The sequence below is a fragment of the Rhodanobacter spathiphylli B39 genome (genome assembly GCF_000264295.1).
Classification (GTDB): Bacteria; Pseudomonadota; Gammaproteobacteria; order Xanthomonadales; family Rhodanobacteraceae; genus Rhodanobacter; species Rhodanobacter spathiphylli.
Genome location: NZ_AJXT01000036.1, coordinates 19,917 through 42,443 on the forward strand (window position 1 = coordinate 19,917; position 22,527 = coordinate 42,443).

General features: G+C 67.6%; 20 protein-coding genes. 14 read left to right on the forward strand and 6 right to left on the reverse strand.

Translation table 11 applies throughout. The features are described 5' to 3' along the window. Window positions 1-47 precede the first annotated feature (47 nt). Complete coding sequence (locus tag UU7_RS11735) at window positions 48-341, reverse strand: ArsR/SmtB family transcription factor (protein WP_007808530.1); 294 nt, start codon at window positions 339-341, stop codon at window positions 48-50. Window positions 342-535: 194 nt separating this feature from the next. On the opposite strand from UU7_RS11735, the gene UU7_RS11740 reads away from it, so the two are divergent. The 9 genes from UU7_RS11740 (at window position 536) to UU7_RS11780 (ending at window position 10,220) form a co-directional block, all read left to right on the forward strand. Beyond that, entirely contained in the window at window positions 536-1,825 is a 1,290-nt protein-coding gene (locus UU7_RS11740; RefSeq protein ID WP_040673352.1) for an NAD(P)/FAD-dependent oxidoreductase, read from the forward strand. A gap of 23 nt (window positions 1,826-1,848) precedes the next feature. After that, window positions 1,849-2,232, forward strand: a complete 384-nt coding sequence (locus UU7_RS11745) for a DUF302 domain-containing protein (protein ID WP_007808533.1) — start codon at window positions 1,849-1,851, stop codon at window positions 2,230-2,232. A gap of 46 nt (window positions 2,233-2,278) precedes the next feature. Beyond that, entirely contained in the window at window positions 2,279-2,485 is a 207-nt protein-coding gene (locus UU7_RS11750) for a YgaP family membrane protein (RefSeq protein WP_007808534.1), read from the forward strand. Between the two features lie 29 nt (window positions 2,486-2,514). Then, on the forward strand, window positions 2,515-3,606 hold the full coding sequence (locus UU7_RS11755) for an efflux RND transporter periplasmic adaptor subunit (protein ID WP_007808536.1): 1,092 nt from the start codon (window positions 2,515-2,517) through the stop codon (window positions 3,604-3,606). Further along, entirely contained in the window at window positions 3,599-6,862 is a 3,264-nt protein-coding gene (locus tag UU7_RS11760) for an efflux RND transporter permease subunit (protein ID WP_007808538.1), read from the forward strand. The genes UU7_RS11755 and UU7_RS11760 overlap by 8 nt, the downstream gene beginning before the upstream one ends. Before the next feature lie 113 nt (window positions 6,863-6,975). Then, window positions 6,976-7,842: an MBL fold metallo-hydrolase gene (locus UU7_RS11765; RefSeq protein ID WP_007808540.1), complete on the forward strand. Its 867-nt coding sequence runs from the start codon at window positions 6,976-6,978 to the stop codon at window positions 7,840-7,842. 33 nt (window positions 7,843-7,875) lie between these two features. Then, window positions 7,876-8,292, forward strand: a complete 417-nt coding sequence (locus UU7_RS11770) for a protein tyrosine phosphatase family protein (RefSeq protein ID WP_007808542.1) — start codon at window positions 7,876-7,878, stop codon at window positions 8,290-8,292. A gap of 235 nt (window positions 8,293-8,527) precedes the next feature. Beyond that, window positions 8,528-9,292 (forward strand): sulfite exporter TauE/SafE family protein, encoded by a 765-nt coding sequence (locus UU7_RS11775; protein WP_040673360.1) that lies wholly within the window; start codon window positions 8,528-8,530, stop codon window positions 9,290-9,292. A 70-nt stretch (window positions 9,293-9,362) separates the two neighbouring features. Continuing rightward, window positions 9,363-10,220: a DMT family transporter gene (locus tag UU7_RS11780; protein ID WP_007808545.1), complete on the forward strand. Its 858-nt coding sequence runs from the start codon at window positions 9,363-9,365 to the stop codon at window positions 10,218-10,220. 18 nt (window positions 10,221-10,238) lie between these two features. Here the strand turns inward: UU7_RS11780 and UU7_RS11785 are convergent, their stop codons facing one another. Beyond that, the gene (locus UU7_RS11785; protein WP_007808547.1) at window positions 10,239-11,141 is read right to left on the reverse strand and encodes a LysR family transcriptional regulator; all 903 of its coding nucleotides are present in this window, start codon (window positions 11,139-11,141) and stop codon (window positions 10,239-10,241) included. Window positions 11,142-11,243: 102 nt separating this feature from the next. Between UU7_RS11785 and UU7_RS11790 the strand changes: the two genes are divergently transcribed. Continuing rightward, window positions 11,244-12,119, forward strand: a complete 876-nt coding sequence (locus UU7_RS11790; protein ID WP_007808549.1) for an NmrA/HSCARG family protein — start codon at window positions 11,244-11,246, stop codon at window positions 12,117-12,119. 78 nt (window positions 12,120-12,197) lie between these two features. On the opposite strand, the gene UU7_RS11795 is transcribed toward UU7_RS11790, so the two are convergent. Beyond that, window positions 12,198-13,277, reverse strand: a complete 1,080-nt coding sequence (locus UU7_RS11795) for a LacI family DNA-binding transcriptional regulator (protein ID WP_040673361.1) — start codon at window positions 13,275-13,277, stop codon at window positions 12,198-12,200. Window positions 13,278-13,369: 92 nt separating this feature from the next. Further along, window positions 13,370-14,674, reverse strand: a complete 1,305-nt coding sequence (locus tag UU7_RS11800; RefSeq protein WP_007808553.1) for a sugar MFS transporter — start codon at window positions 14,672-14,674, stop codon at window positions 13,370-13,372. 420 nt (window positions 14,675-15,094) lie between these two features. Between UU7_RS11800 and UU7_RS11805 the strand changes: the two genes are divergently transcribed. The 4 genes from UU7_RS11805 to UU7_RS18995 all read left to right on the forward strand — a co-directional run bounded on the left by UU7_RS11805 (window position 15,095) and on the right by UU7_RS18995 (window position 21,710). Beyond that, window positions 15,095-16,192 carry a glucokinase gene (locus tag UU7_RS11805; RefSeq protein WP_007808555.1) on the forward strand — a complete coding sequence of 366 codons (1,098 nt, stop codon included), beginning with the start codon at window positions 15,095-15,097 and terminating at the stop codon, window positions 16,190-16,192. A gap of 111 nt (window positions 16,193-16,303) precedes the next feature. Then, window positions 16,304-19,006 carry a TonB-dependent receptor gene (locus UU7_RS11810; protein WP_007808556.1) on the forward strand — a complete coding sequence of 901 codons (2,703 nt, stop codon included), beginning with the start codon at window positions 16,304-16,306 and terminating at the stop codon, window positions 19,004-19,006. Window positions 19,007-19,138: 132 nt separating this feature from the next. Continuing rightward, the gene (locus tag UU7_RS11815) at window positions 19,139-21,442 is read left to right on the forward strand and encodes a beta-N-acetylhexosaminidase (RefSeq protein WP_007808558.1); all 2,304 of its coding nucleotides are present in this window, start codon (window positions 19,139-19,141) and stop codon (window positions 21,440-21,442) included. Window positions 21,443-21,494: 52 nt separating this feature from the next. Continuing rightward, on the forward strand, window positions 21,495-21,710 hold the full coding sequence (locus tag UU7_RS18995) for a hypothetical protein (protein WP_040673353.1): 216 nt from the start codon (window positions 21,495-21,497) through the stop codon (window positions 21,708-21,710). Here the strand turns inward: UU7_RS18995 and UU7_RS18835 are convergent. Both UU7_RS18835 and UU7_RS11825 read right to left on the reverse strand, forming a co-directional pair. Next, window positions 21,707-21,865: a hypothetical protein gene (locus UU7_RS18835; protein WP_193385073.1), complete on the reverse strand. Its 159-nt coding sequence runs from the start codon at window positions 21,863-21,865 to the stop codon at window positions 21,707-21,709. The genes UU7_RS18995 and UU7_RS18835 overlap by 4 nt on opposite strands. A 4-nt stretch (window positions 21,866-21,869) precedes the next feature. Next, window positions 21,870-22,527 (reverse strand): Lhr family helicase (locus UU7_RS11825; protein WP_083845980.1); only part of this gene is annotated, 658 nt, incomplete at its 5' end.

Below are 22,527 nucleotides of genomic sequence, written 5' to 3' on the forward strand. Positions count from 1 at the left end.
CGGACTGCCAGGACCCGCATTGCAGGCCGGGGGAAGCGCCGCGAAGGTCAGGCGCTGCAATAGATTTCGTGCAGCGCCAGCATCAGCCGTTGGCTCGGCCCCCGAGTCAGCGCGTACCAGATGGTTTGCGCTTCGCGCCGCGTGGTGACCAGTCCCCGCTCGCGCAGCCGCGCCAGATGCTGTGACAGCGCCGACTGGCTCAGGTCGGTCAGCTGTTCGTTGATCTGTCCCACGGTCATTTCCTGATCCACCAGCAGGCACAGGATGCGCAGCCGGTACGAGTTGGCCAGTGACTTCAGCAAGTCCGAAGCCTCTTCGGCACGGCCCTGCATGGCGCCCATGTCCGGAAGCGCCGGTGCGTGCTTGCGACGGTTGGCCGCACCCGTTGGGGCAGGCGCGCGAGTTGACTTCCTGGCAGGCATATATATAAGATATTTCTAAATTAGACCATGTTCATAATCACGCGCCGGTGGCACGCTGTCAAGGTGGCAACGCAGTACCGATGCAAGGGTCACGCTGGTTGGAGGCTGGGCTCATGGCAAGCATCGTCATTCTGGGTGCAGGGTTGGGCGGGATGTCGGCGGCGTACGAAGTACGTGCGCTGCTCGGCAGCGAGCATGGCATCACGGTGGTGGGAGAGGGGCCGCAGTTCAACTTCACCCCGTCCAACCCGTGGGTCGCGGTGGGCTGGCGCGAGCAGAAGGACATCCGGGTGGATGTGAGGCAGCCGCTGGAACATCGCGGCATCCACTTCATCGAGATGCGCGCCGACAAGCTGCTGCCCGACGAAAACCGGCTCCTGCTGCAGGACGGACGCAAGCTGGATTACGACTATCTGGTCGTGACGACCGGGCCACGCCTTGCCTTCGAGCGGGTTCCCGGCTCGGGCCCCGCGGGCCATTCGCAGTCGATCTGCACGGGTCCCCACGCGCATGCCACCTGGCTGGCCTATCAGGAATTCCTCAAGCATCCCGGCCCGATCGTGATCGGTGCGGTGCAGGGAGCGAGCTGCTTCGGCCCGGCCTACGAGTTCGCGATGATCGTGGATACCGACCTGCGCCGCCGCAAACTGCGCGACAAGGTACCGATGACCTTTGTCACCGCCGAGCCGTACATCGGCCACATGGGGCTGGGCGGGGTGGGTGATTCCAAGGGCCTGCTCGAATCGGAACTGCGCCAGCGCCACATCAAGTGGGTAACCAATGCAAGGGTGACCTCGGTCGAGTCGGACAAGGTCCATGTGGAACAGCTCGACGACAGGGGACAGCTGCAGCAGACCCACGAGCTGCCGTTCGCCTTCTCCATGCTGCTGCCCTCGTTCGCCGGCGTGGATGCGCTGCAAGGCATCGACGGCCTGGTCAATCCCGGCGGGTTCGTGTTGATCGACGAGCATCAGCGCAACCCGAAGTATCCGAACATCTTCGCGGCGGGCGTGTGCGTGGCGATTCCTCCGGTCGAAGCCACGCCGGTGCCCACCGGTGCGCCGAAGACCGGCCTGATGATCGAGTCGATGGTCACCGCGATCGCGCAGAACCTGCACGACGAACTCGCCGGCAAGCCGGCGCGGGCACGCGCCACCTGGAACGCGATGTGTCTGGCCGACATGGGTGACAGCGGCTTCGCGTTCATCGCCTTGCCACAGATTCCCCCGCGCAACGTGACCAGGGCCATGACCGGCAAGTGGGTGCACCTGGCCAAGGTCGCCTATGAAAAGTATTTCCTGCGCAAGATGCGCAAGGGCCAGGCCGAACCGCTGTACGAAAAGTACGTGATGCAGGCGTTCGGCATCGAGCGCCTGAAGCACGACGTGCAAGACCAGGCGTGACCAGTTCACCCAAGGAGATCCACATGTATTACATCGTCGAAACCGACAAGTCGTTCGAGCAGGCCGCCGCCGATCTGGACGCCGTCGTCAGGCGCCACCAGTTTGGCGTGCTGCACGTGCATGACCTGGGTGCCACCTTGCGCAGCAAGGGCATCGCGTTCGCCGAGCAGTGCAAGGTGTTCGAGGTGTGCAATCCGCAGCAGGCGGCGCAGGTCCTGGCGATCGACATGCAACTCAACATGGCGTTGCCGTGCCGCATCTCGGTCTACACGAAGCTCGGCCGCACCCATATCGGCATGATCGAGCCGGAGCGGATGCTGGCCCGGCTTTCGGATGACCCCCGCCTGGCGACGATTGCCGCCGAGGTTGAACGTTCCACCCGCCAGATGATCGACGAAGCGCGCTGAGCCCCCGACTTCGCAACCAGCCTCCCACCTGACCGAGAACCATGCAATGAACATCGACCGTGTCGTCTTCGCGTTTGCCGGCAGCGTGATCCTGCTGAGTGTGGCGCTGGGGCATTTCGTCTCGCCCTGGTGGCTGCTGCTGTCGGTGTTCGTTGGTGCGAACCTGCTGCAGTCGGCTTTCACCGGTTTTTGTCCGCTCGCCAGGATCCTCGCCCGGCTGGGCCTGAAGCCCGGCTGCGCGTTCGGATCCTGATTCATTCACGCCCGCAACGAGCGCCATCCATGAAGTTCAAGCTGCGCCTTCTCGGGCTGTCCGTCACGCTGGCTGCTCTGGCCGGCTGTGGTGACAGGCCTGCCGTACCGGCTGCCCCGTCGCCACCCGCTTCGCTGGCCGGCAGCGTGGTGCACGGGCAGCCGTCCCGCCGGGAACAGGTGTGGGATGGGGTGGTCGAGGCGGTCAACCAGGTGACGATCACCGCACAGACCAGCGCGCGGGTGGTCGAGCTGCCCTACGACGTCAACGACGTGGTGGCCAAGGGGGCCGTGCTGGTGCGCTTCAGCGACGTGGAACAGAAGTCCGCGCGGAATGCGGCGCAGGCGCAGATCGCGTCGGCACAGGCGACCTACAGGGATGCGCAGGCCTCCTACGAACGCATCGCGGCGGTGTACGCGAAGGGCTATGTGTCCACGGCGCAGATGGATCAGCAGCGCGCGGCACGCGATGCGGCCAGGGCTGCGTTGGAATCGGCGCGCGCCCAGTCGGGCGCGGTCGGCCAGCAGCTCGACTACACCGTGTTGCGCGCGCCGTTCGCCGGCGTCATCACGCAGCGCTTCGTGCATGTGGGCCAGGCCGTGCAGGCCGGCCCGCCGTCGCCGCAGCCGCTGATCCAGTTGCAGGCGCTGGACGATTTGCGCGTCAACGTGCAACTCCCGCAGAGTGCGGTCGACGCCGTCCGCAAGTTCCACGCCGCCAGCGTGATGCCGGCGGATGGCCAGCCGATCGCGGCCAGCTCGATCGAGGTGTTCCCGTATGCCGATGCGGCCACGCACAGCTTCAACGTGCGCGTGCAGCTGCCGGCCGGCACCACCGCCCTGTATCCGGGCATGACGGTGAAGGTGGCGTTTGCCATGGGCGATGCCAGGCGTCTGCTGGTGCCGGCCACGTCGCTGGTCCGGCGCGGCGAGCTGGTGGCGGTGTACGTGATCGGCGAGCGCGACGTCACCTTGCGGCAGGTGCGCCTCGGCAACCGCGAGGGCGACGAGGTGGAGGTGCTCGCCGGGCTGGATGATGGCGAGCGCGTGGCGCGCGATCCGCAGGCGGCGGTGGCCTGGCTGACCCGGCGCAATGCCAGGCCGGGTGCCGCTCATGAGTGAGCCGTCCAGGCTGGGCATCTCCGGCCGCATCGCCCGCGCATTCCAGGTTTCGCAGATCACGCCCCTGCTGGCGGTGGCGGGGCTGCTGCTGGGTATCGCCGCGGCGATCATCACGCCGAAGGAAGAAGATCCGCAGATCGAAGTGACCATGGCCAACGTGCTGGTGCCGTACCCCGGCGCCAGCGTGCGCAGTGTCGAGAACCTGGTCAGCTTTCCGCTCGAGCAGAAGCTGTCCGAGATCAAGGGCGTCAAGCACGTCTACTCGATGAGCCGCGCCGGCATGGCCGTGGTGACGGTGGAGTTCGATGTCGGCGTGCCGCGCCAGCATGCGCTGGTCGATCTGTACGACAAGATCTATTCCAACGCCGACTGGGTGCCGCAAGGCCTTGGCGTCGGCCAGCCCCTGGTCAAGCCTTACGGCATCGACGACGTGCCGATGATGGCGGTCACCCTGTGGTCCGACCGCCCCGAGACCACGCCCGAGCAGCTGGCCAAGGTGGCGCACACGCTGGAAACCGACCTCAAGCGCGTGCCCGGCACGCGGGACGTCTACACGCTCGGCGCGCCGGACCGCGCGGTGATGGTCGAGATCGATCCGGCCAGGCTGGCCAGCTACCAGCTCACCGTGGGCGACCTGTCACGCAGCCTGAGGGCGGCGAATGTCGCCGCCGACATCGGCAGCGAGGTCGGCGGCAACCAGGATCTGCCGGTGAAGGCCGGCAGCCTGCTGATGAATGCGCAGGACGTGTCGCACCTGGTGATTGGCCTGGCCGGCGGGCACCCGGTGTATCTGTCCGATGTGTCACGGGTGGTTTCCGGCACCAATCACGCCACGCGGCTGGCCTCCTTCGGTGCCCCGCCGGGCCGCTCCGGCCCGTCCACCGGGCTGGTGCCGGCGGTGACCCTGGCGATCGCCAAGAAAGCCGGCAGCAATGCGCACACCATCGCCAGCAGCATCCGCGAGCGACTGGATGCGCTGCAGGGCGTGGACATTCCCGAAGGCGTGCATGCCACGATCACCCGCGATTACGGACAGACGGCCAATGACAAGGCCGACGAGTTGCTGCTGCACCTGGCGCTGGCCGCGTTTGCAGTGGTGCTGCTGGTGCTGTTTGCACTGGGCTGGCGCGAAGGCGTGGTGGTTGGCGTGGCCGTGCTGATCACGCTGGCGGTGACTTTGTTCGCATCGTGGGCGATCGGTTTCACCATCAACCGGGTATCGCTGTTTGCGCTGATCTTCTCGATCGGCATCCTGGTTGACGATGCCATCGTGGTGGTGGAGAACATTCACCGGCACATGGTACCGGGTGAGAAAAGCCTGCTCGAGGCGATTCCGCTGGCCGTCGACGAAGTGGGTGGGCCGACCATCCTGGCCACTTTCACGGTGATCGCCGCCCTGCTGCCGATGGCCTTCGTCGGCGGCCTGATGGGGCCGTACATGCGGCCGATTCCGATCAATGCCTCGGTCGGCATGCTGATCTCGCTGGCGGTGGCTTTCGTGGTCACCCCGTGGCTGGCGTATCGATTGTTGCGCGGTCACATGCCGCCACCGCGCGGCGAGGCGGCGAGCAGCGCTGCGCCCGCGGAACCGAAGATCGACCGCTTCCTGCAGCGCCTGTTCATCCGCGTGATGACGCCGTTCCTGGGCAACCCCGGGGCTGCGCGCAATCGTCGCCGCCTGTTCATCGGCATGGGCATGCTGGTGTTGCTGGCCGCGGGCCTGGCCGGGGTCAAGCTGGTGATCCTGAAGATGCTGCCGTTCGACAACAAGTCCGAGTTCCAGATTGTGCTGGACATGCCCGAGGGCTCGACGCTGGAACAGACCAACCGCGCGCTGGTGGACATGAGCCAGCTGCTCAACCATGTGCCCGAGGTCAGCGACTACCAGTTGTACGCAGGCACCTCGGCGCCGATGAACTTCAACGGCCTGGTGCGCCAGTACTACCTGCGCAACCAGCCGTACCAGGGCGACATCCAGGTCAACCTGGTCGACAAGAGCGAGCGCAAGCGGCAGAGCCATGAGGTGGCGATGGCGGTGCGCCCGGCGCTGGCCGAGGTGGCCAGGCGCTTTCACGCGCACCTGGTGGTGGCCGAGGTTCCGCCGGGGCCGCCGGTGATGGCGCCGATCGTCGCCGAAATCTATGGCCCGGACTATCAGGGGCAGCGTGCGGTGGCCTTGTCGATGGAGAAGCTGTTCGCGCAGACGCCCGGCATTGCCGACGTCAACCTCAGCGTCGAAAACGCTCGGGCCAGGCGTCAGTTGATCGAGATTGATCGCGCACGGGCGGCCGCCCTCGGCGTCAGCCAGGCTGAAATCGTCGACGTCTTGCGCGCCGGCATGGGCGGTGACCCGGCCAGCTATGTCGCCGACGAAAACGCAAAGTACGCGGTACCGATCATGCTGCGCCTGCCAGCGGCCATGCTCGGTTCGATGGACCCGCTTCTCAGCCTGCGCGTGCGCTCCCGCGCCGGCCAGCTGGTGCCGATCTCCGAGGTGGTGAAGGTGGTCGAGGAGCCGTGGGCCGGCGCGGTTCACCACAAGGACCTGCTGCCCTACACCTTCGTCACCGGCGACGACGTCGGCATGGAGGACAGCCCGGTCTACGGCATGTTCGGCCTGGTCGGCAGAATCCGCGACACGCGCCTGGCGGGCCAGCAGCTGACGCAGGAATTCACCGGCCCGCCGGCCGGTGACACGGGCTATTCCGTGCGCTGGAGCGGCGAGTGGGAAATCACCTACGAGACCTTCCGCGACATGGGCATCGCCTACTCGATGGGCCTGCTGCTGATCTACCTGCTGGTGGTTGGCCAGTTCAGGAGCTACGTGGTGCCGCTGATCATCATGGCGCCGATTCCGCTGACCGTGATCGGCGTGATGCCCGGCCACTGGCTGTTTGGCGCGCAGTTCACCGCCACGTCGATGATCGGCATGATCGCGCTGGCCGGCATCATCGTGCGCAACTCGATCCTGCTGGTGGACTTCATCAACCACTCGCTGGCGGCGGGGCTGAGCCTGGAGCAGGCGGTGGTGAAGGCAGGCGCCGTGCGCGCCAAGCCGATCATCCTCACCGCGCTGGCCGCCATGCTGGGCGCGTTCTTCATCCTCACCGACCCGATCTTCCAGGGGCTGGCGGTATCGCTGGTGTTCGGCGTGATGGTGTCGACGGTGCTGACCTTGCTGGTGATTCCGCTGCTGTACTACACGTGGCTGTCGCGCGGCAATGGGCGGCATCTTCCATCAGCCGCGGGCCAGTGATGGCGTCCGGATGACTCGATGAGGCGGCGGTCGCATACTCTGGCCGCAGCGGTATCCGTACACGCGTTGCGCACGCGACCCATGCCTGCAGCCGAGCTGATGGAAAGTTGACCATGCACCGTCCCGAAGTCAGGTCGTTCTTCCACGAACCCAGCAATACCTTCAGCCACGTGGCGTGGGACCCCGCCACGATGAAGGCGGCCGTGTTCGACGTCGTGCTCGACTACGACGCGGCCTCCGGGCGCACCGGCCACGCGTCGGCCGACGCGGTGATCGCCTTCGTGCGGGCGCAGCGGCTCGACGTCGAGTGGCTGATCGAGACGCACGCCCATGCCGATCACCTTTCCGCGGCGCCGTACGTGCGCGAACAGCTGGGCGGCCGGCTTGCCATCGGCGAGCACATCCGCGAGGTGCAGGCGACCTTCGGGGCGCTGTTCAACGCCGGCGGCGGCTTCGCCCGCGATGGCAGCCAGTTCGATCACCTGTTCGCCGATGGCGAGCGCTACCTGCTGGGCAGCATCGAGGCGCTGGCGCTGCACACGCCCGGCCACACGCCGGCGTGCATGGTGCACGTGATCGGCAACGCCGCCTTCGTCGGCGACACCTTGTTCATGCCCGACTACGGCACCGCCCGCTGCGACTTCCCCGGCGGCGACGCGGCCACGCTGTACCGCTCGATCCGCAGGATCTTCGCGCTGCCGGACGCGACGCGGCTGTTCCTGTGCCACGACTACCCCGTGCCGGGACGCGACGGGTTCGTCTGCGAAACCACCGTGGCGGCGCAGCGCGCGGGCAACGTCCACGTGCGCGACGGCATCGATGAGGCCGCCTTCGTGGCCATGCGCAGCGCCCGCGACGCCACCCTGAAAGTGCCGCAGTTGCTGTTGCCCGCGGTACAGGTGAACATGCGCGCCGGCCACCTGCCGCCGGCCGAAGACAATGGCGTGCGCTATCTGAAAATTCCGCTGGATGCGATCTGATCGCCGGCGCGGCTTCACCCCGGAGGGAAACCCATGCAACCCCGTCAACTCACCGAGCAGCTCAGCGTCGCCCCGCAGATCGCCGCGGCGGACATGCCGGCGATCGTCGCGCAGGGCTTTCGCAGCATCGTCAACAACCGGCCCGACGGCGAAGAGCCGGGCCAGCCGGACAACGCCGCGCTGGAGGCGGCAGCGCACGCGGCGGGCCTGGAATGGCGGCATATTCCGGTGGTGTCGGGCAAGGTCAACGATGACCAGGTGCGCAGCTTCAGCGAGGCGATGGCGCAGCTGCCCGGCCCGGTGCTGGCGTTCTGCCGCAGCGGCACGCGCTGCAGTGCGCTGTGGGCGCTGTCGTCCGACGACACCGTCGACAACATCCTGGCCACCACCGAGGCGGCCGGCTACGACTTGTCGATCCTGCGCGGCTGGCTGGAAATGAGCCGTCGCTGATGGCCGCCGTCACCCGCCGCAGGCCTCGCGCACGGCATCGCCACGTCGGCCACCCTGTCGCAGCGGCATTCCCTGCTGCTTCGCGAGGGCGCGGTCAGGGGCGAGGTGCGAGGTGCGGACGATTCATGGCCGCATCGGCGCCCCGCACCTGCAGGCGTTGGTGACCACCTTGTTCAGGCCGTTCCGTGTCGACGACTGACCTCCACCCAGCATGGAAACCGCGATGACGCATCTGCTGACCATGCAGGCCCTGCTGGCGATCGCCTGCGGCTCGGCCGTGGGTTTCTCGCTGGCCCTGATCGGCGGCGGCGGCTCGATCCTCGCGGTGCCGCTGCTGCTGTACGTGGTCGGCGTGCACGACCCGCACCTGGCGATCGGCACCAGCGCGCTGGCGGTGTCGTTCAACGCGTTCGCCAACCTGATTCCGCATGCGCGTGCCGGCCACGTGCGCTGGAAGGTGGCGTTCACCTTCGCCGCCACCGGCGTGCTCGGCGCCTTCATCGGCTCCAGCATCGGCAAGGCGATCAACGGCCAGCACCTGCTGGTGCTGTTCGCGCTGCTGATGATGGTGGTGGCCGGCTTCATGCTGCGTGGGCGGCGCGGCGGCGTGGATCGCTATCCGCTGCCGGGCATGTATCCGCGGCTGGGCGCGGTGGGCCTGGGCACCGGCAGCCTGGCCGGCTTCTTCGGCATCGGCGGCGGCTTCCTGATCGTGCCCGGGCTGATGTTCGCCAGCGGCATGGAGATCATCTACGCGATCGGCACCTCGCTGTTCGCGGTCGGCGCGTTCGGCCTCACCGCGGCGACCAATTACGCGATCTCCGGCCTGGTCGACTGGCCGGTGGCGGCCGAGTTCATCGGCGGCGGCGTCGTCGGCGGCTGGCTGGGCGCGATGGGTGCGAAGCGGCTGGCGAAGACCCGCGGCGCGCTCAACATCATCTTCGCGCTGGCGATCATCGCGGTGGCGATCCTGATGCTGGTGAAGAGCCTGCGCGGCTGATGCCCGACCGCGCCGACGACTTTGGCCGGTGCTGCGGCACAATGCGCCCTGGTCGCGCTGGAATCCCCCGATGATTTTCGTGTTGCTGAGCGTGTTGTGCAGCGTGCTGGTGTCGGTGTTGCTGAAACTGGCGCGTCGATTCCGACTCGACGTGGGCCAGGCGATCGCCTGGAACTACCTGGTGGCCAGCGTGCTCACCGCGCTGCTGCTGCAACCCGCGCCGGCCAGCCTGCGCGAACCGGGCGTGCCGTGGCTGGCGCTGGTCGCGCTGGGCATTCTGCTGCCGACCATCTTCCTGGCCCTGGCGGCCGCGGTGCGCCACGCCGGCATCGTGCGCAGCGACGCGGCGCAGCGGCTGTCCCTGCTGATCTCGCTGCTGGCCGCGTTCGTGCTGTTCGGCGAGCAGCTCTCCGCCTTCAAGCTGGGCGGCATCGCGCTGGGCCTGCTGGCGCTCTCGTGCATGGTCTGGCGCAGCGGTCACGCACCGACGGCCGAAGGTGCCGCCGGCTGGCTGTATCCGCTGCTGGTGTTCGCCGGCTTCGGCGTGATCGACATCCTGTTCAAGCGCGTGGCGCAGGCCGGCGTGCCACTGGGCACGTCGCTGCAGGCGATGTTCGCGCTGGCGCTGCTGGTCGCGTTCGCGATGCAGCTGTGGCGTCGCGTCCACCGCAGCACCCGCTTCACCGCCCGCAGCGCCGTGGCCGGGCTGCTGCTCGGCCTGGCCAACTTCGGCAACATCCTGTTCTACCTGCGCGGCCACCGCGCCCTGCCGCAGCATCCGGCGCTGGTCTTCGCCAGCATGAACATCGGCGTGGTGGCGCTGGGTGCGGTGGTGGGACTGGTGCTGTTCCGGGAGCGCCTGAGTCGGCTCAACCTGGCTGGCGTGGCACTGGCGGTGGTGGCGATCGGCGTGCTGGCACGCGGCTGACGCATCGCCGGCGCCGCTTCATCTCCCGCTCGCGAGTCGAGCGAATGCGCTTGGCGAAGCATTTTCAAAACGGTCCAGCAGCAGTTTCACGAAGGCGGCCACTCGGGCGCTCACATGTCGATGCGAGGGATACAGCGCCCACACTTCGACGGGGTGGTCGGCGAATGCACCCCAATCGAGCAGCCGGCCGGCGTCGATGTCGGCCTGGACCAGCGAACGCGGCATGGCGGCGGCGCCTACCCCGGCGATCACCGCATCGTGGATCATCGCCATCGACGACAGGCGCAGCACGGTGCGCGTGGCGATGTGGCGCACGCTGCGGGCGCGGGTGAGTTGCCAGGTGGCATCGGCAGGCGTGCGCGAGAGGGTGATCGCGGGCACGGCGACGGTACTTCTTCCCGCCGGCCGCGGCAGTGACGGCGCGGCCACGACCACCATCACGTCGCGCAGGAAGCAGCGGCCGGCCAGGTCGGTCGAGGGGTCGGGATTGGCGCGGATGATCAGGTCGAAATCGTCATCCACCGGATCGACGAAGCGATCCTCGGTGACGACTTCCAGCTGAACCTGGGGATAGGCGAGCGCATAGTCCGCGGCGATGCGGCCTAGGCCGCGCTGGCCGAACAGCACCGGCGCGCTGATGCGCAGCCTGCCGCGTGGCGTGCCGATGCCCCCGCGCAACACCTCGCCCACTTCGTCGATGTGTTCCAGCAGTGACTGCGTCCGTTCCTGCAGTTCGCGTCCTTCCGGAGTCAGCCGGAGCGTATGGCCGCCGCGCTCGAACAGGCGCACGCCCAGCGCATCCTCCAGCTGGCGTACCCGCCGCGACAGCGTGGCCTTGGGCCGGCCGGTACTCCGTGCGGCGCGGCCGAAGCCGCCGTGTCGCGCCACGTCATTGAAATCGGCCAGCGCGAGCAGATCCACAGGTGTTCCATGAGTGAGACGGGATGTCCAGATTATGCAGCTATCGGTACCGCTCGTGAAACAGCAGGATGACGCCGTCCACCACCCCAGAAGGAGATCCCCATGAACATTCTCGTCACCGGCAGTACCGGCACCATCGGCAGCCTCGTCGTTCGCGGCCTGGCCGCCCAAGGCGCCACCGTCCACGCGTTGACGCGCAACCCGGATCAGGCGTCGTTTCCTGCAGGCGTCATCGCGGTCAAGGGCGACATGACCGACATCCCCTCGATGCGCGCAGCGCTGAAGGAGGTCGACACGCTGTTCCTGCTCAATGCCGTGGTCGCCGACGAAGTGACGCAGGCGATCGGCACGCTGAGCCTGGCGCGCGAGGCGGGCATCCGGCGCATCGTGTATCTGTCGGTACTCAACAGCGATGTCTACACCGACGTGCCGCATTTCACCGGCAAGTACACGGCGGAACGGATGATCGAGCAGTTCGACCTGCCGGTGACCGTGCTGCGTCCGTCCTACTTCATGCAGAACGATGCGGCGCTCAAGGACGGCCTGCTGCAGGGGCGTTACGGCATGCCCATCGGCAACGTCGGCGTGGCGATGGTCGACGTGCGCGACATCGCCGAGATTGCCGTGGCTGCGCTGCTGCGCCGCGCGCGGTCCGCGACGCCGCTGCCGCGCGAGGTGATCGAGATCACCGGGCCGGACGTGCTGACCGGCGATGCGCTGGCGACGATCTGGTCCGGCGTGCTGGGCAAGCCGGTGACGCCCGCGGGCAACGACCTCGATGCCTGGGAGACCGTCATGGCTGGCTTCATGCCGTCGTGGTCGGCTTACGATCTGCGCCTGATGCTGGCGCGCTTCCACGTCGACGGCATGCTCGGCAAATCGAATGCGGTGGAGCTGCTCACCGGCCTGCTTGGCCATCCGCCGCGCCGTTATCGCGACCTTGCCGGGGAGCTGGCGAAGGCGTGGCAGGCGGCTTGAGTGAACTCGAATGGACGAGGGTAATTGATTCCAAGTCTTCGACTTCGCCAGACGAACAGCCCGGTCTCAGGCCGGCCCTCAAACTCCCGCCTTGCGCCGCCCACCGCCACCCCGTGGCGCCTGCGCCACATGCCTTGGCGCCGTCGACCCGCGCACCACCAGCTCCGGGCTGAAGCCCTCGTTCGCGTGCCGGGCCGGCTCGCCGTTGGCTTCGCGCTGCAGGTCGCCGATCAGGCGCTGGGCGGCGTGCCGCGCGATTTCCTCGGTGGCCTGGCGGGCGGTGGTCAATGCCGGCCAGGACTGCTTGGAGAACGGGCTGTCCTCGAAGCCGGCGATCGACAGTTCGTACGGCACGTTGATGCCGTCGGAATGGGCGGCGGCCAGCACGCCGGCGGCGATTTCGTCGTTGGAACCGAAGATCGCGGTGGGGCGGTCCTTCAGCGCCAGCAGTTTGCGGGCGCCGCGGAAGCCGTCGTCGAAGGTGTAGTCGCCGGCGAGGATCAGCTTGCGGTCGAGCGGGATGCCGTAGTCCTTCAGCGCGTCCTCGTAACCCTGGTAGCGCTCGGGGCTGGAACGGTGTTCGCGGCCGCCCCACAGGAAGCCGATGCGCTGGTGGCCGAGCTGGATCAGGTGCTCGGTGATCGCGTAGGCGGCGTCGCGGTCGTCGACGTAGACGCAGGGAAAGCCGTCCTGCGGGTCCTTGCGCGCGGAGATGATCCGGATGAACGGGATCTTCGCCTCGACCAGGCTGCGAATCAGTTCCGGCTGTTCGGACATCGGCGGCGCCAGCACCAGGCCCGCCAGGCGCGAGCGCTGCACCAGGGTGCGCAGCTCGTCGGCCAGTTTCGGCGAGGCCGAATCGCAGGGGTGGATCTGCAGGCCGAAGCCGCTGGAACGGCACACCGACAGTACGCCGCGCTGCAGGTTGATGATGTAGTGCGCGTTCGGGTTGTCGTAGACCAGTCCGATCGCGTAGGCGCGGGTGCTGCGCAGGCTGCGCGCGGAGGGATCGGGCTGGTAGCCGAGCGCGTCGATCTCGCGCTGCACCCTCTCGCGGGTGCGGGCATGCACGGACGGTTCGTTGTTGATCACCCGCGAAACGGTCTTCAGCGAGACGCCGGCCCGTTCCGCGACATCCTTGATGGTGGCACTGCGCACCGGTTGAACCTCATGCATCGTGATTGGTGACGCCGCTGCCGTCGAACCGAAGCGGGCGCCGCCGGATTGCGCGGCGGCGCATGCATCCTAGCTCAAGTGCCTTGTGCCGCGCTGCTGGCGGCGGCCTGGCCGATGCGGTGCCCGGCCAGGCCGTAGTAGAGGATGTACAGGTAGCACGGCACCATCACGCACAGGAAGGCCAGCTGGAAATCGATCAGCTGCTTCAGGTGCACGAAGACCTGCGGGATCAGCGCGCCGCCGACGATGCCCATGATCAGCAGCGCGGAGGCCGCCTCGGTGTGCCGGCCCAGCCCCTTGATCGCGAGCGGGAAGATCGCCGGCCACATCATCGCGTTGGCGAAGCCCAGCGCGGCGACGAAGCCCACCGACACGTAGCCGCGGGTGACGTACGCGCCGATCGCGAACAGCACGCCCAGCACCGCCGACACCGCCAGGTAACGCTGCTGCGAGATGAAGCGGGGGATCACCAGCAGGCCCACGACGTAGCCGGCCAGCATGCCGAGCATGGTGTACGAGGTGAAATGCTTGGTGGCGTCCAGCGGCAGGCCGAAGCCCTGGCCGTAGATGCCGATCGCGTCGCCCGCCATCACCTCCACGCCGACGTAGAGAAACAGGCACAGCACGCCCAGCCACATGTGCGGAAAGCTGTAGATGCTGCGGCCGGCATGGCCGATCGCCCTTTCGTCGTTGGCGCCGGCGGGCTTGATCTCCGGCAGCGACGAGCGCACCACCCAGATCGCCAGCAGCACCAGCAGCGCCGCCATCGCCATGTACGGCCAGTACACGCGCGCCGCGAAACCGTTGAGCAGGGCCTCGCGCGCCGCCGCGGTGGGCGCGTCCTTCACCTGCTGGTCCAGCGTGTCGATGCCGCTGAGCACCAGCGCGCCGAACACCAGCGGCGCCAGCGCGCCGGCCACCTTGTTGCAGATGCCCATGAAGGCGATCCGCTGCGCCGCGCTGTCGATCGGCCCCAGGATGCTGATGTAGGGATTGGACGCGGTCTGCAGCAGCGACAGCCCCGCGCCGATCACGAACAGCCCGACCAGGGCGCCGTGGTAGACGCGGATGTTGATGAATTCGCCGAACAGCACCGCGCCGATCGCCATCACGAACAGGCCCAGCGCCATGCCCTTCTTCATGCCGGTGCGTCGCAGCACCACCGACGAGGGCAGGGCCAGGCAGAAGTACGACAGGTAGAACGCCACCGGGATCAGGAAGGCGCTGACGTCGTCGAGGTTGAAGGCGAGCTTCACGAAGATCGTCAGCGGGCCGTTCAGCCAGGTGACGAAGCCGAAGATGAAGAACAGCACGCCGATGATCAGCATCGGACCGAAATAGCCGCGTTGGGACGGTGCCGCCGTCAGCGTCGTTGCCATGGATGTTTTCCCCGAGTCGCCGCGTGCGCCGATCGGATGATCGGGCTGGCTGGAATGTCTCTTTATTCGCTGAAAAGTGCAACGTTGTCAATTATGGCCGGGCGTACGCCATGGCCAGGCGTCTCCGGGGCGGCCGTCCAGACGTCCGAAACGAAGCCTCGTGTGGCGTTGCGTCAGCGCCCGGAAGGTCGGTTCCAACTCGCGCCATCGCCGTGCAGCAAGGCCGCAGCGGGCAAAGTTCAACGCCGGCGCAGGAGTGTCGCGACAGCTATGTTGCGACGCCGCAGGGCGCTTTGAAAAAACTGTCGGGCACCCTGTTGACAACGTTGTCATTTTGACAGCAGACTCGGCCCCCATCAGCCCCGGCCGGGTGCGTCCATCGCACCGCTTTCGCCAGCGGGCCAGACACGGGAGAGGGCAGTGGGGGAACGCGCCAACCAGCGCCATGCATCCGCGGCAACCGGCACGTCGCTGGGCGGCGGCCTGTCGTCGACAGGCGTCGGTCGTGCCGGCCCCGTTGCGGCGCAGCCGTTCCTGGCCGCCGATGTGGGCGGCACGCACGCGCGCATCGGCCTGGTGGTCGCGGCGCCGGGTGGGCAGTCGGTCAAGGTGCTGCACTACCACCGCTACAGCTGCGCGGACTGGTCCGGCCTGCCCGCGATGCTCGGCGACTTCGTGGCGCAGCTCGAGGCATCACCGCACGCGGGGCTGTGCAGCCAGCTCAGCGATTGCGCGGTGGCCTGCGCCGGCTACGTGCTGGACGACGCCATCGTCAACGAGAACCTGCCGTGGCCGGTGTCGATCGGCGAGATCCGCGCCGCGCTCGGCATCCGCCAGCTGGCCGTGATCAACGACTTCGAGGCGGTCGCCTACGCCACCCAGTTCATCGGCGCCGACGACGCGATGTCGATCATCGAGAGCAGCCGGCCCGCCACCCGCGGACCGGTGCTGGTGATGGGCCCGGGCACCGGCCTGGGTTCGGCGGTGTTGCTGCCGGGCCAGCCGCGCGCCCAGGTGCTGGCCACCGAGGCGGGCCAGATCTCGCTGGCGCCGGGCACCGAGCGCGAGATCGAGATCCTGCGCCTGTTCCGCCGCGAGCGTTCGCACGTGTCATTCGAGGACGCGCTGTCCGGCCCCGGCCTGCTCAAGCTTTACGGCGCGCTGTGCGAGTTGCGTGGCTGCACCGAGCGCCAGCTGACCCCGGCCGAGATCACTGCCGCCGCACTGGCCGGCAACGATGCCGCCGCGGTGGAGGCGCTGCAGGTCTTCTGCGGACTGCTGGGCAGTTTCGTCGGCGACCTGGTGCTGCTGTACGGCGCCCGCGCGGTGTACCTGGCCGGCGGCATCCTGCCGCAGATCCAGCCGTTCCTGCTGGCCAGCACGTTTGCCGAACGCTATTTCAACAAGGGCGTGATGCGCGCCTGGCTGCAACAGGTTCCGGTTCGACTGATCGAGCACGGCCAGCTTGGTGTCATTGGCGCCGCCGGCTGGTTTCTGGATGAGCACAAGGGAGATTGAGATGAGATTCCGTCCGCCATCCGGCGACACGGCGCCAAGCAAGTCACAACCAACGTCCGCGACCGTCATCAGCCGGTCCTGATTCAAGCCAGCCTCTGAGGGGAGGAGATCATGAATTACCGCAAGACATTGCTAGCCGCGAGCATCATCACCGGTCTGTGCGTATCCGGCGTGCTCTATGCACAGGACAGCGCCCAGGCCACCGACAGCAGCAGCCGCACCAGCCAGACCGAGAAGGCCAAGGCCAAGGAGCTGGCCACGGTCGTGGTCACCGGCATCCGTGGCGCGGTGGAGAAGTCGCTCGACATCAAGCGCGATGCCACGGCCAATCTCGAGGTGGTCACCGCCGAAGACGTCGGCAAGCTGCCGGCGCACAACGTGGCCGACACGCTGCAGCGCCTGCCGGGCGTCAACATCAGCTCGTCCAGCGCCGACGAAGGCGGCTTCGACGAAGCCGATCGCGTCAGCCTGCGCGGCACCAGCCCCAGCCTGACCCAGACCCTGATCGACGGCCACAGCGTCGGCACGGCCGACTGGTTCGTGCTCAGCCAGGGCGGCACCATGGGCCGCAGCGTCAGCTACACGCTGCTGCCGTCCGAGCTGGTCAGCCGGGTCGAGATCCACAAGTCGTCCGAGGCCCGCCTCGCCGATGGCGGCACCACCGGCAACGTCAACATCATCACGCGCAAGCCGCTGGATTTCGAGAAGCAGTTCACCACCAGCCTCAGCCTCGGCGCGGTCCATTCCAGCCTGCCGGATTCGAACGATCCGCAGCTTTCGGGCCTGTTCAACTACAAGAACACCGACGGCACCTTCGGCGTGATGGTGCAGGTGTTCAAGCAGAAGCGTCACCTGCGCCGCGAAGCGCAGGAGATTCCCGGCGGCTTCGCCACCATCGCCCCCGATTCCGCGCTGGCGCAGAGCAACCCCGACCTTGCCGGGGTGAAGGTTCCCGGCCTGCTGGGTGCCACCCTGTTCGAGCAGACCCGCGACCGCAAGGGTGGCCTGGTCGAGGTGCAGTTCAAGCCCAGTGACACGCTGACCCTTGGCGCCAGCGGCTTCCGCTCGGACATGGACGCGAACAACTACAACCGCAACTTCATGTTGTGGGGCGGCAACTTCGCCACCAGCCAGGCGCCCGATCCCGGCTACACCGTGCAGAACGGCGTACTGACCCATGCCACCTATGCCGGCGTGCCGGGCACCAACTACGTCGTCTACGACATGATCTACCGCGAGGCCTCGTCCAAGACTTCCTACTACACGCTGGATGCGGACTGGCTGGTCTCGGACTCCGTCTCGGCGAAGTTCCAGGCCGGTACCACCAAGGGCGTGGGCGAAACGCCACGCCAGTTCATCGCCGAGGTGACCGCGGCGAACGGTGGCGGCGCGGGCTGGACCACGCATGGCAACGGTTCCCCGGTGGACTGGAACGTGGGCGGCGACATCACCCCCGCGGGCGTCACCAGCTTCGGCACCTGGGGCAACCAGCAGGTCAAGGCGATCGACAAGGAAAACTGGGGCACGGCCGACTTCACCCAGTACTTCAACGCCGGCGTGCTGAGCTCGTTCAACTATGGCCTGCGTTACGCCAAGCACAAGCGCGAGGCGCAGTCGCCCGAGGGCGCCAGCCCGGGTGACATCTGGTCCACGCTGCAGAACGGCGCCACCGCCAACTACCCGGGCGGCTTTGCCGAAGGCATCGGCGGCAACTTCCCGCGCGACCTGTGGTACTTCACCCCGGACGCGCTGAAGAACGCGATCGTGAACAACTCCACCTGGCTGTCCAACAACGACGGTCCCACCGGGCGCCACAATTACGGTGCGGAGTATTCCGTCGACGAGAAGAACCTCGCGGCCTATTTCCAGGCCAACTTCGAGGGCGAAAACTGGAGCGGCAATGTCGGCCTGCGTTACGTCAACATCGACCAGGACATCGCCACCTATTTCGCCGATACCGTCAGCCCCGATGTGAGCAGCCTGTTCGGCGCTTGGGATCGCAAGCACGTCAACAACAAGATCCACCGCGTGCTGCCCAGTGCGAACCTCAAGTTCAACATGTCCGAGAACCTGGTGTTCCGCTTCGCCGCGTCGCAGACCCAGACCCTGCCGGACTATTCCGCGCTGGGCGCCTCCTCCTGGGGCTCGGATCTGAACAAGACCGGCGGTGGCGGCAACCCGCTGCTCAAGCCGGTGCTGTCGACCAACTTCGACGCCGGCCTGGAGTGGTACTTCATGCCGCGCGGCCTGGTATCGGCGACGGCGTACTCGATGAACATGAAGGACTACGTCGCCTACGGCACCCAGACGCAGATGCTGTTCAGCGAGCTGACCCATCAGCTGGAGGCCTACCAGGTCGCCATGCCGATCAACGCCGATGCACAGGTCACCGGCGTGGAACTGGCCTACGAGCAGCCGATCGGCAAATACTTCGGCTTCACCACCAACTACACCTATGCCGATGGGTCGACCGACCACACCTGGGCCGATGGCAGCAACCACCTGCTGGGCACGTCGAAGAACACCTACAACGTGGGCGCCTACTTCGAGAACGACACCTTCGGCGCCCGGGTGAGCTACACCGCCCGCTCGGCGTTCCTGATCGGCCTGTCCGGTGCCAACCCATACTACCAGGACAAGTTCGGCACGCTGGCGGTGTCGCTCAGCTACAAGGCCACCGACTGGCTGAGCTTCAGCCTGGACGGGCTGAACCTCAACAACCCGACCTACAAGTATTACCAGAGCTCGGTCATCCCGACCTCGTTCTACGAGAACGGTCGTCAGTATTATCTGAACGCGCACCTCTCGTTCTGATCCGCGGCAACCACGCGCAGGCCAGGGACGGCCTGCACTCTCCCCGAACGGGCCCGGTGGATTCTGCGGGCCCGTCTTTTTGTCCGGACGTCCTCGACGATGGCTGGCGGAACCACCGCGCAGGAGATACCGATGAATCGCCGTTCGATCCTGTCCCGCTGCAGCTGCCTGCTGCTGGCCTTTGCCCTGCTGCCGCTGCGCGTGGCCGGCGCCGCCGAGGTGGCGCCACCCTCCCTGATCCCGTTGCCGGCGCAGCTTCAGCGGCAGTCCGGCAGTTTCACCGTGGATGCGAGCACGCCCATCGTGCTTGCCGAGCGCAGCGCCGCCACGAAACAGACCGCCGGCTATCTGATCGACCTGCTGGCCCGCACCCGGGGCCTGCACCTTCGTGTCGGCGACAACGCCAGGGCCGCGGCTGCCATCGTGCTGCAACGCGACCCGCAAATTGCGGCCGGAGGCTACGTGCTGACGGTGACGCCGCAGGGCATCCACATCGCCGCCAGCGATGAGGCGGGCCTGTTCCACGGCGCGGTGACGCTGTACCAGTTGCTGACGCCCGACGCGAAACACGGCGCCGTGGCCGTTCCCGCATTGACCATCCGCGACCGGCCGCGCTTCGCCTGGCGCGGCCTGATGCTGGATTCGGTGCGCCATTTCCAGAGCGTGGACGAGGTGAAGCGCCTGCTCGACCAGATGGCCCAGCACAAGCTCAACGTGTTCCATTGGCATCTCACCGACGACCAGGGCTGGCGGATCGAGATCAGACGCTATCCCGAGCTCACCCGCGTCGGTGCGTGGCGCACGCCGCCGGACGCCGGCAAGGGTGGCGAGCCGAAACGCTACGGCGGTTTCTATACGCAGGCGCAGATCCGCGAGGTGGTTGCCTACGCCGCCGCGCGCCACATCACGATCGTGCCGGAGCTCGACATGCCCGGTCACGCACAGGCCGCGGTGGCCGCGTATCCGCAGCTCGGCGTCACCGGAAAGCGACCGGACGTGTCGGTCGACTGGGGCGTCAATCCGTATCTGTACAACGTGGACGATGCCACCTTCGACTTCATCGACAACGTGCTCGACGAAGTGCTGGCGCTGTTCCCCTCCAAATACATCCACGTCGGCGGCGACGAGGCGATCAAGGACCAGTGGCAGGCCTCGCCCGCCGTGCAGGCGAAGATGCGCGCGCTGGGCATCACCAGCGAAGACGCGCTGCAGGGCTGGTTCATCGATCGCATCGGCCAGTACCTCGACCGGCATGGCCGCAAGCTGATCGGCTGGGACGAGATCCTCGAAGGCGAGCACCTGCCGGCCGACGCCACGGTGATGTCCTGGCGCGGCACCGACGGCGCGATCAAGGCGGCGATGATGGGCCACGACGTGGTGATGTCGCCCGCGCCGGCGCTGTACTTCGATCACGTGCAAGGTGATCTGGCCGACGAATACGCCGGCCGCATGGGCGTGGAGTCGCTGCGCAGCGTCTACGGCTTCCAGGTGGTGCCTGCCGTGCTGGGCCCGAAGCAAGCCGCGCATGTGCTGGGCGTGCAGGCCAACGTGTGGGCCGAGCACATTCCCACCTTCGCGCATGCGGAGCATGCCGTATTCCCGCGGCTGGATGCGCTCAGCGAAGTGGCGTGGTCGCCGGCCAGCAGCGACTGGCCGGGCTTCCTCGCCCGGCTGCCGGCGCAGCTCGCACGTTACCGCGCACAGCATGTCGGCTATGCCGACAGCGCGTTCGCGGTGGACGTCGCCATCGATCGCACGCTTGCCCTGGCCACCGGCAAGGCCACGGTCACGCTGTCGAACCAGACGGATTTCGGCACCATCCGCTACACGCTGGACGACAGCGCGCCCACGCAGGCTTCGCCGCGCTACGACGCACCGTTCAACGTGACCCTGCCGACCACCGTGCGCGCGGCCAGCTTCGCCGCCGATGGCAGCGTGCTGGCCACCTCGCGCCAGCGCGTGCTGGATCGGGCCAGCCTGCTCGACCTCGACGGCAATGCGTTGCCGAACTGTCCCGGCAGCGATTTCCGCCTGCGCGTGCAACCGCTGCCCGATGCCGCCTCGGCGTCGCCGGTTTACAGCATCAACGTGTTCAACAGCTGCCAGCTGTATCCCGCCACGCCGCTGGAAGGGCTGCGCCGCATCCATGTCGACGCAGTGCGACTCGAACGCAACTATGCGCTGGCGCACGAGCAGAAGCTGGTGGCGTCGCATCCGAACGAGACGCCGTTCGGCGAACTGGTGGTGCACCTGGACACCTGCGCCGGCCCGGTGCTGGCCAGCATGGCCTTGCCCGATCCCGCGCACAGCGCCCGCAACTTCACCCTGGACGCGGCGCTGCCCGCGCAGCAGGGTGAACGCGCGTTGTGCCTGATCTACACCGCGCCGATCGACGGGCCGCTGTACGCGTTGGGCCGCGTGGCGTTGCAGCCGTGAGTCCCGGTCGACTGGTGGCATCGCGCTCCCTCCCCTGCAAAGCAGGGGAAGGTTGGGGTCGCCCCTGATCGCCCGCGCGACCCTGAGCTACCTCCTCCCTCTGCCCGCGCTGGGCCGGGCGACGTGGAGTCGCATCCGGTTCGCCGGCTGGATGAAGCCGCGCTTCGGCCCGTACCTGCCGTCGCTGGCGTTCGCCGCAGCGTTCGTGGCGGTGTGGTGGCTGATCGTTCAGGCGATGGATCGCCGGCACATCCATCTCAAGCTCTAGCGCCGCCGCCGCATCGCCCGGACCAGCAGGATCATCAAGGCCAGGCCAAGCGTCAGGCCGATGCCGCCGCCCCAGATGCCGCCGATGTCGCCGCCCACCAGATAGCCAAGCCCGAAACCCAGCGGAAACAGCAGCAGCACGGGCAGGCAGCCCATCGCGTCAGCGCGCCGCAGCCACGGCTTCCGGCTGCGAGGGGGGATGGCGCAGCAACACCTGCTTCGCCAGCCGGGCATCGACTGCCGACAACTCGATCAATGGCACGACCTTGCCGCCGACCAGCGCGGCGATCGGCATGCCGTCGCGGTACAGCACGCGCGAGCCGGCCAGCGCCGGCACCTTGTCGCCGACCAGCACGGTGCCGACCAGGTTCAGCGGATCGCTGCCGCTGACGCAGACCAGCTCGCCGTCATCCGCGCGCTGGCGAATCGCGCGCAGCGGCGCGATCGCCTCGGGCAGGGCGAACTGCTCGCCGACCAGGCCTTCGACGAAACGGCCGCCGCGGATTTCGCCGCGTGCTTCCAGCCGGTGGTAGACGCGCAGCAGTTCGCGCCACGACGGCAGCCACGGTGCCTCGCGTTCCAGCAGTTTCCAGAACACCACGCCGTAGCGACGAAGCAGGGTGCGCGCGATGTGTTCGATGGCGTCAGGATCAAGAGCTTCACCCCCTCCCAACCTCCCCCTGCTTGCAGGGGGAGGAGCAGGAGCGGTTGTGCTCCCTCCCCTGCGAGCAGGGGAGGGTTGGGGGGGGGTGCTCTTCGCCGTGCTGCGCGCCAGCGACCAGCGCCCCGCATCCTCGATGCCGCCGAAGGTGTGCCGG

Coding starts and splice junctions, on each gene's coding strand:
- UU7_RS11780 (WP_007808545.1), top strand. CDS start 9,363: ATGATTTTCGTGTTGCTGAGCGTGTTGTGCAGCGTGCTGGTGTCGGTG.
- UU7_RS11735 (WP_007808530.1), bottom strand. CDS start 341: ATGGGCGCCATGCAGGGCCGTGCCGAAGAGGCTTCGGACTTGCTGAAG.
- UU7_RS11755 (WP_007808536.1), top strand. CDS start 2,515: ATGAAGTTCAAGCTGCGCCTTCTCGGGCTGTCCGTCACGCTGGCTGCT.
- UU7_RS11815 (WP_007808558.1), top strand. CDS start 19,139: ATGAATCGCCGTTCGATCCTGTCCCGCTGCAGCTGCCTGCTGCTGGCC.
- UU7_RS11810 (WP_007808556.1), top strand. CDS start 16,304: ATGAATTACCGCAAGACATTGCTAGCCGCGAGCATCATCACCGGTCTG.
- UU7_RS11750 (WP_007808534.1), top strand. CDS start 2,279: ATGAACATCGACCGTGTCGTCTTCGCGTTTGCCGGCAGCGTGATCCTG.
- UU7_RS11760 (WP_007808538.1), top strand. CDS start 3,599: ATGAGTGAGCCGTCCAGGCTGGGCATCTCCGGCCGCATCGCCCGCGCA.
- UU7_RS11765 (WP_007808540.1), top strand. CDS start 6,976: ATGCACCGTCCCGAAGTCAGGTCGTTCTTCCACGAACCCAGCAATACC.
- UU7_RS18835 (WP_193385073.1), bottom strand. CDS start 21,865: ATGGGCTGCCTGCCCGTGCTGCTGCTGTTTCCGCTGGGTTTCGGGCTT.
- UU7_RS11770 (WP_007808542.1), top strand. CDS start 7,876: ATGCAACCCCGTCAACTCACCGAGCAGCTCAGCGTCGCCCCGCAGATC.
- UU7_RS11790 (WP_007808549.1), top strand. CDS start 11,244: ATGAACATTCTCGTCACCGGCAGTACCGGCACCATCGGCAGCCTCGTC.
- UU7_RS11740 (WP_040673352.1), top strand. CDS start 536: ATGGCAAGCATCGTCATTCTGGGTGCAGGGTTGGGCGGGATGTCGGCG.
- UU7_RS11800 (WP_007808553.1), bottom strand. CDS start 14,674: ATGGCAACGACGCTGACGGCGGCACCGTCCCAACGCGGCTATTTCGGT.
- UU7_RS11745 (WP_007808533.1), top strand. CDS start 1,849: ATGTATTACATCGTCGAAACCGACAAGTCGTTCGAGCAGGCCGCCGCC.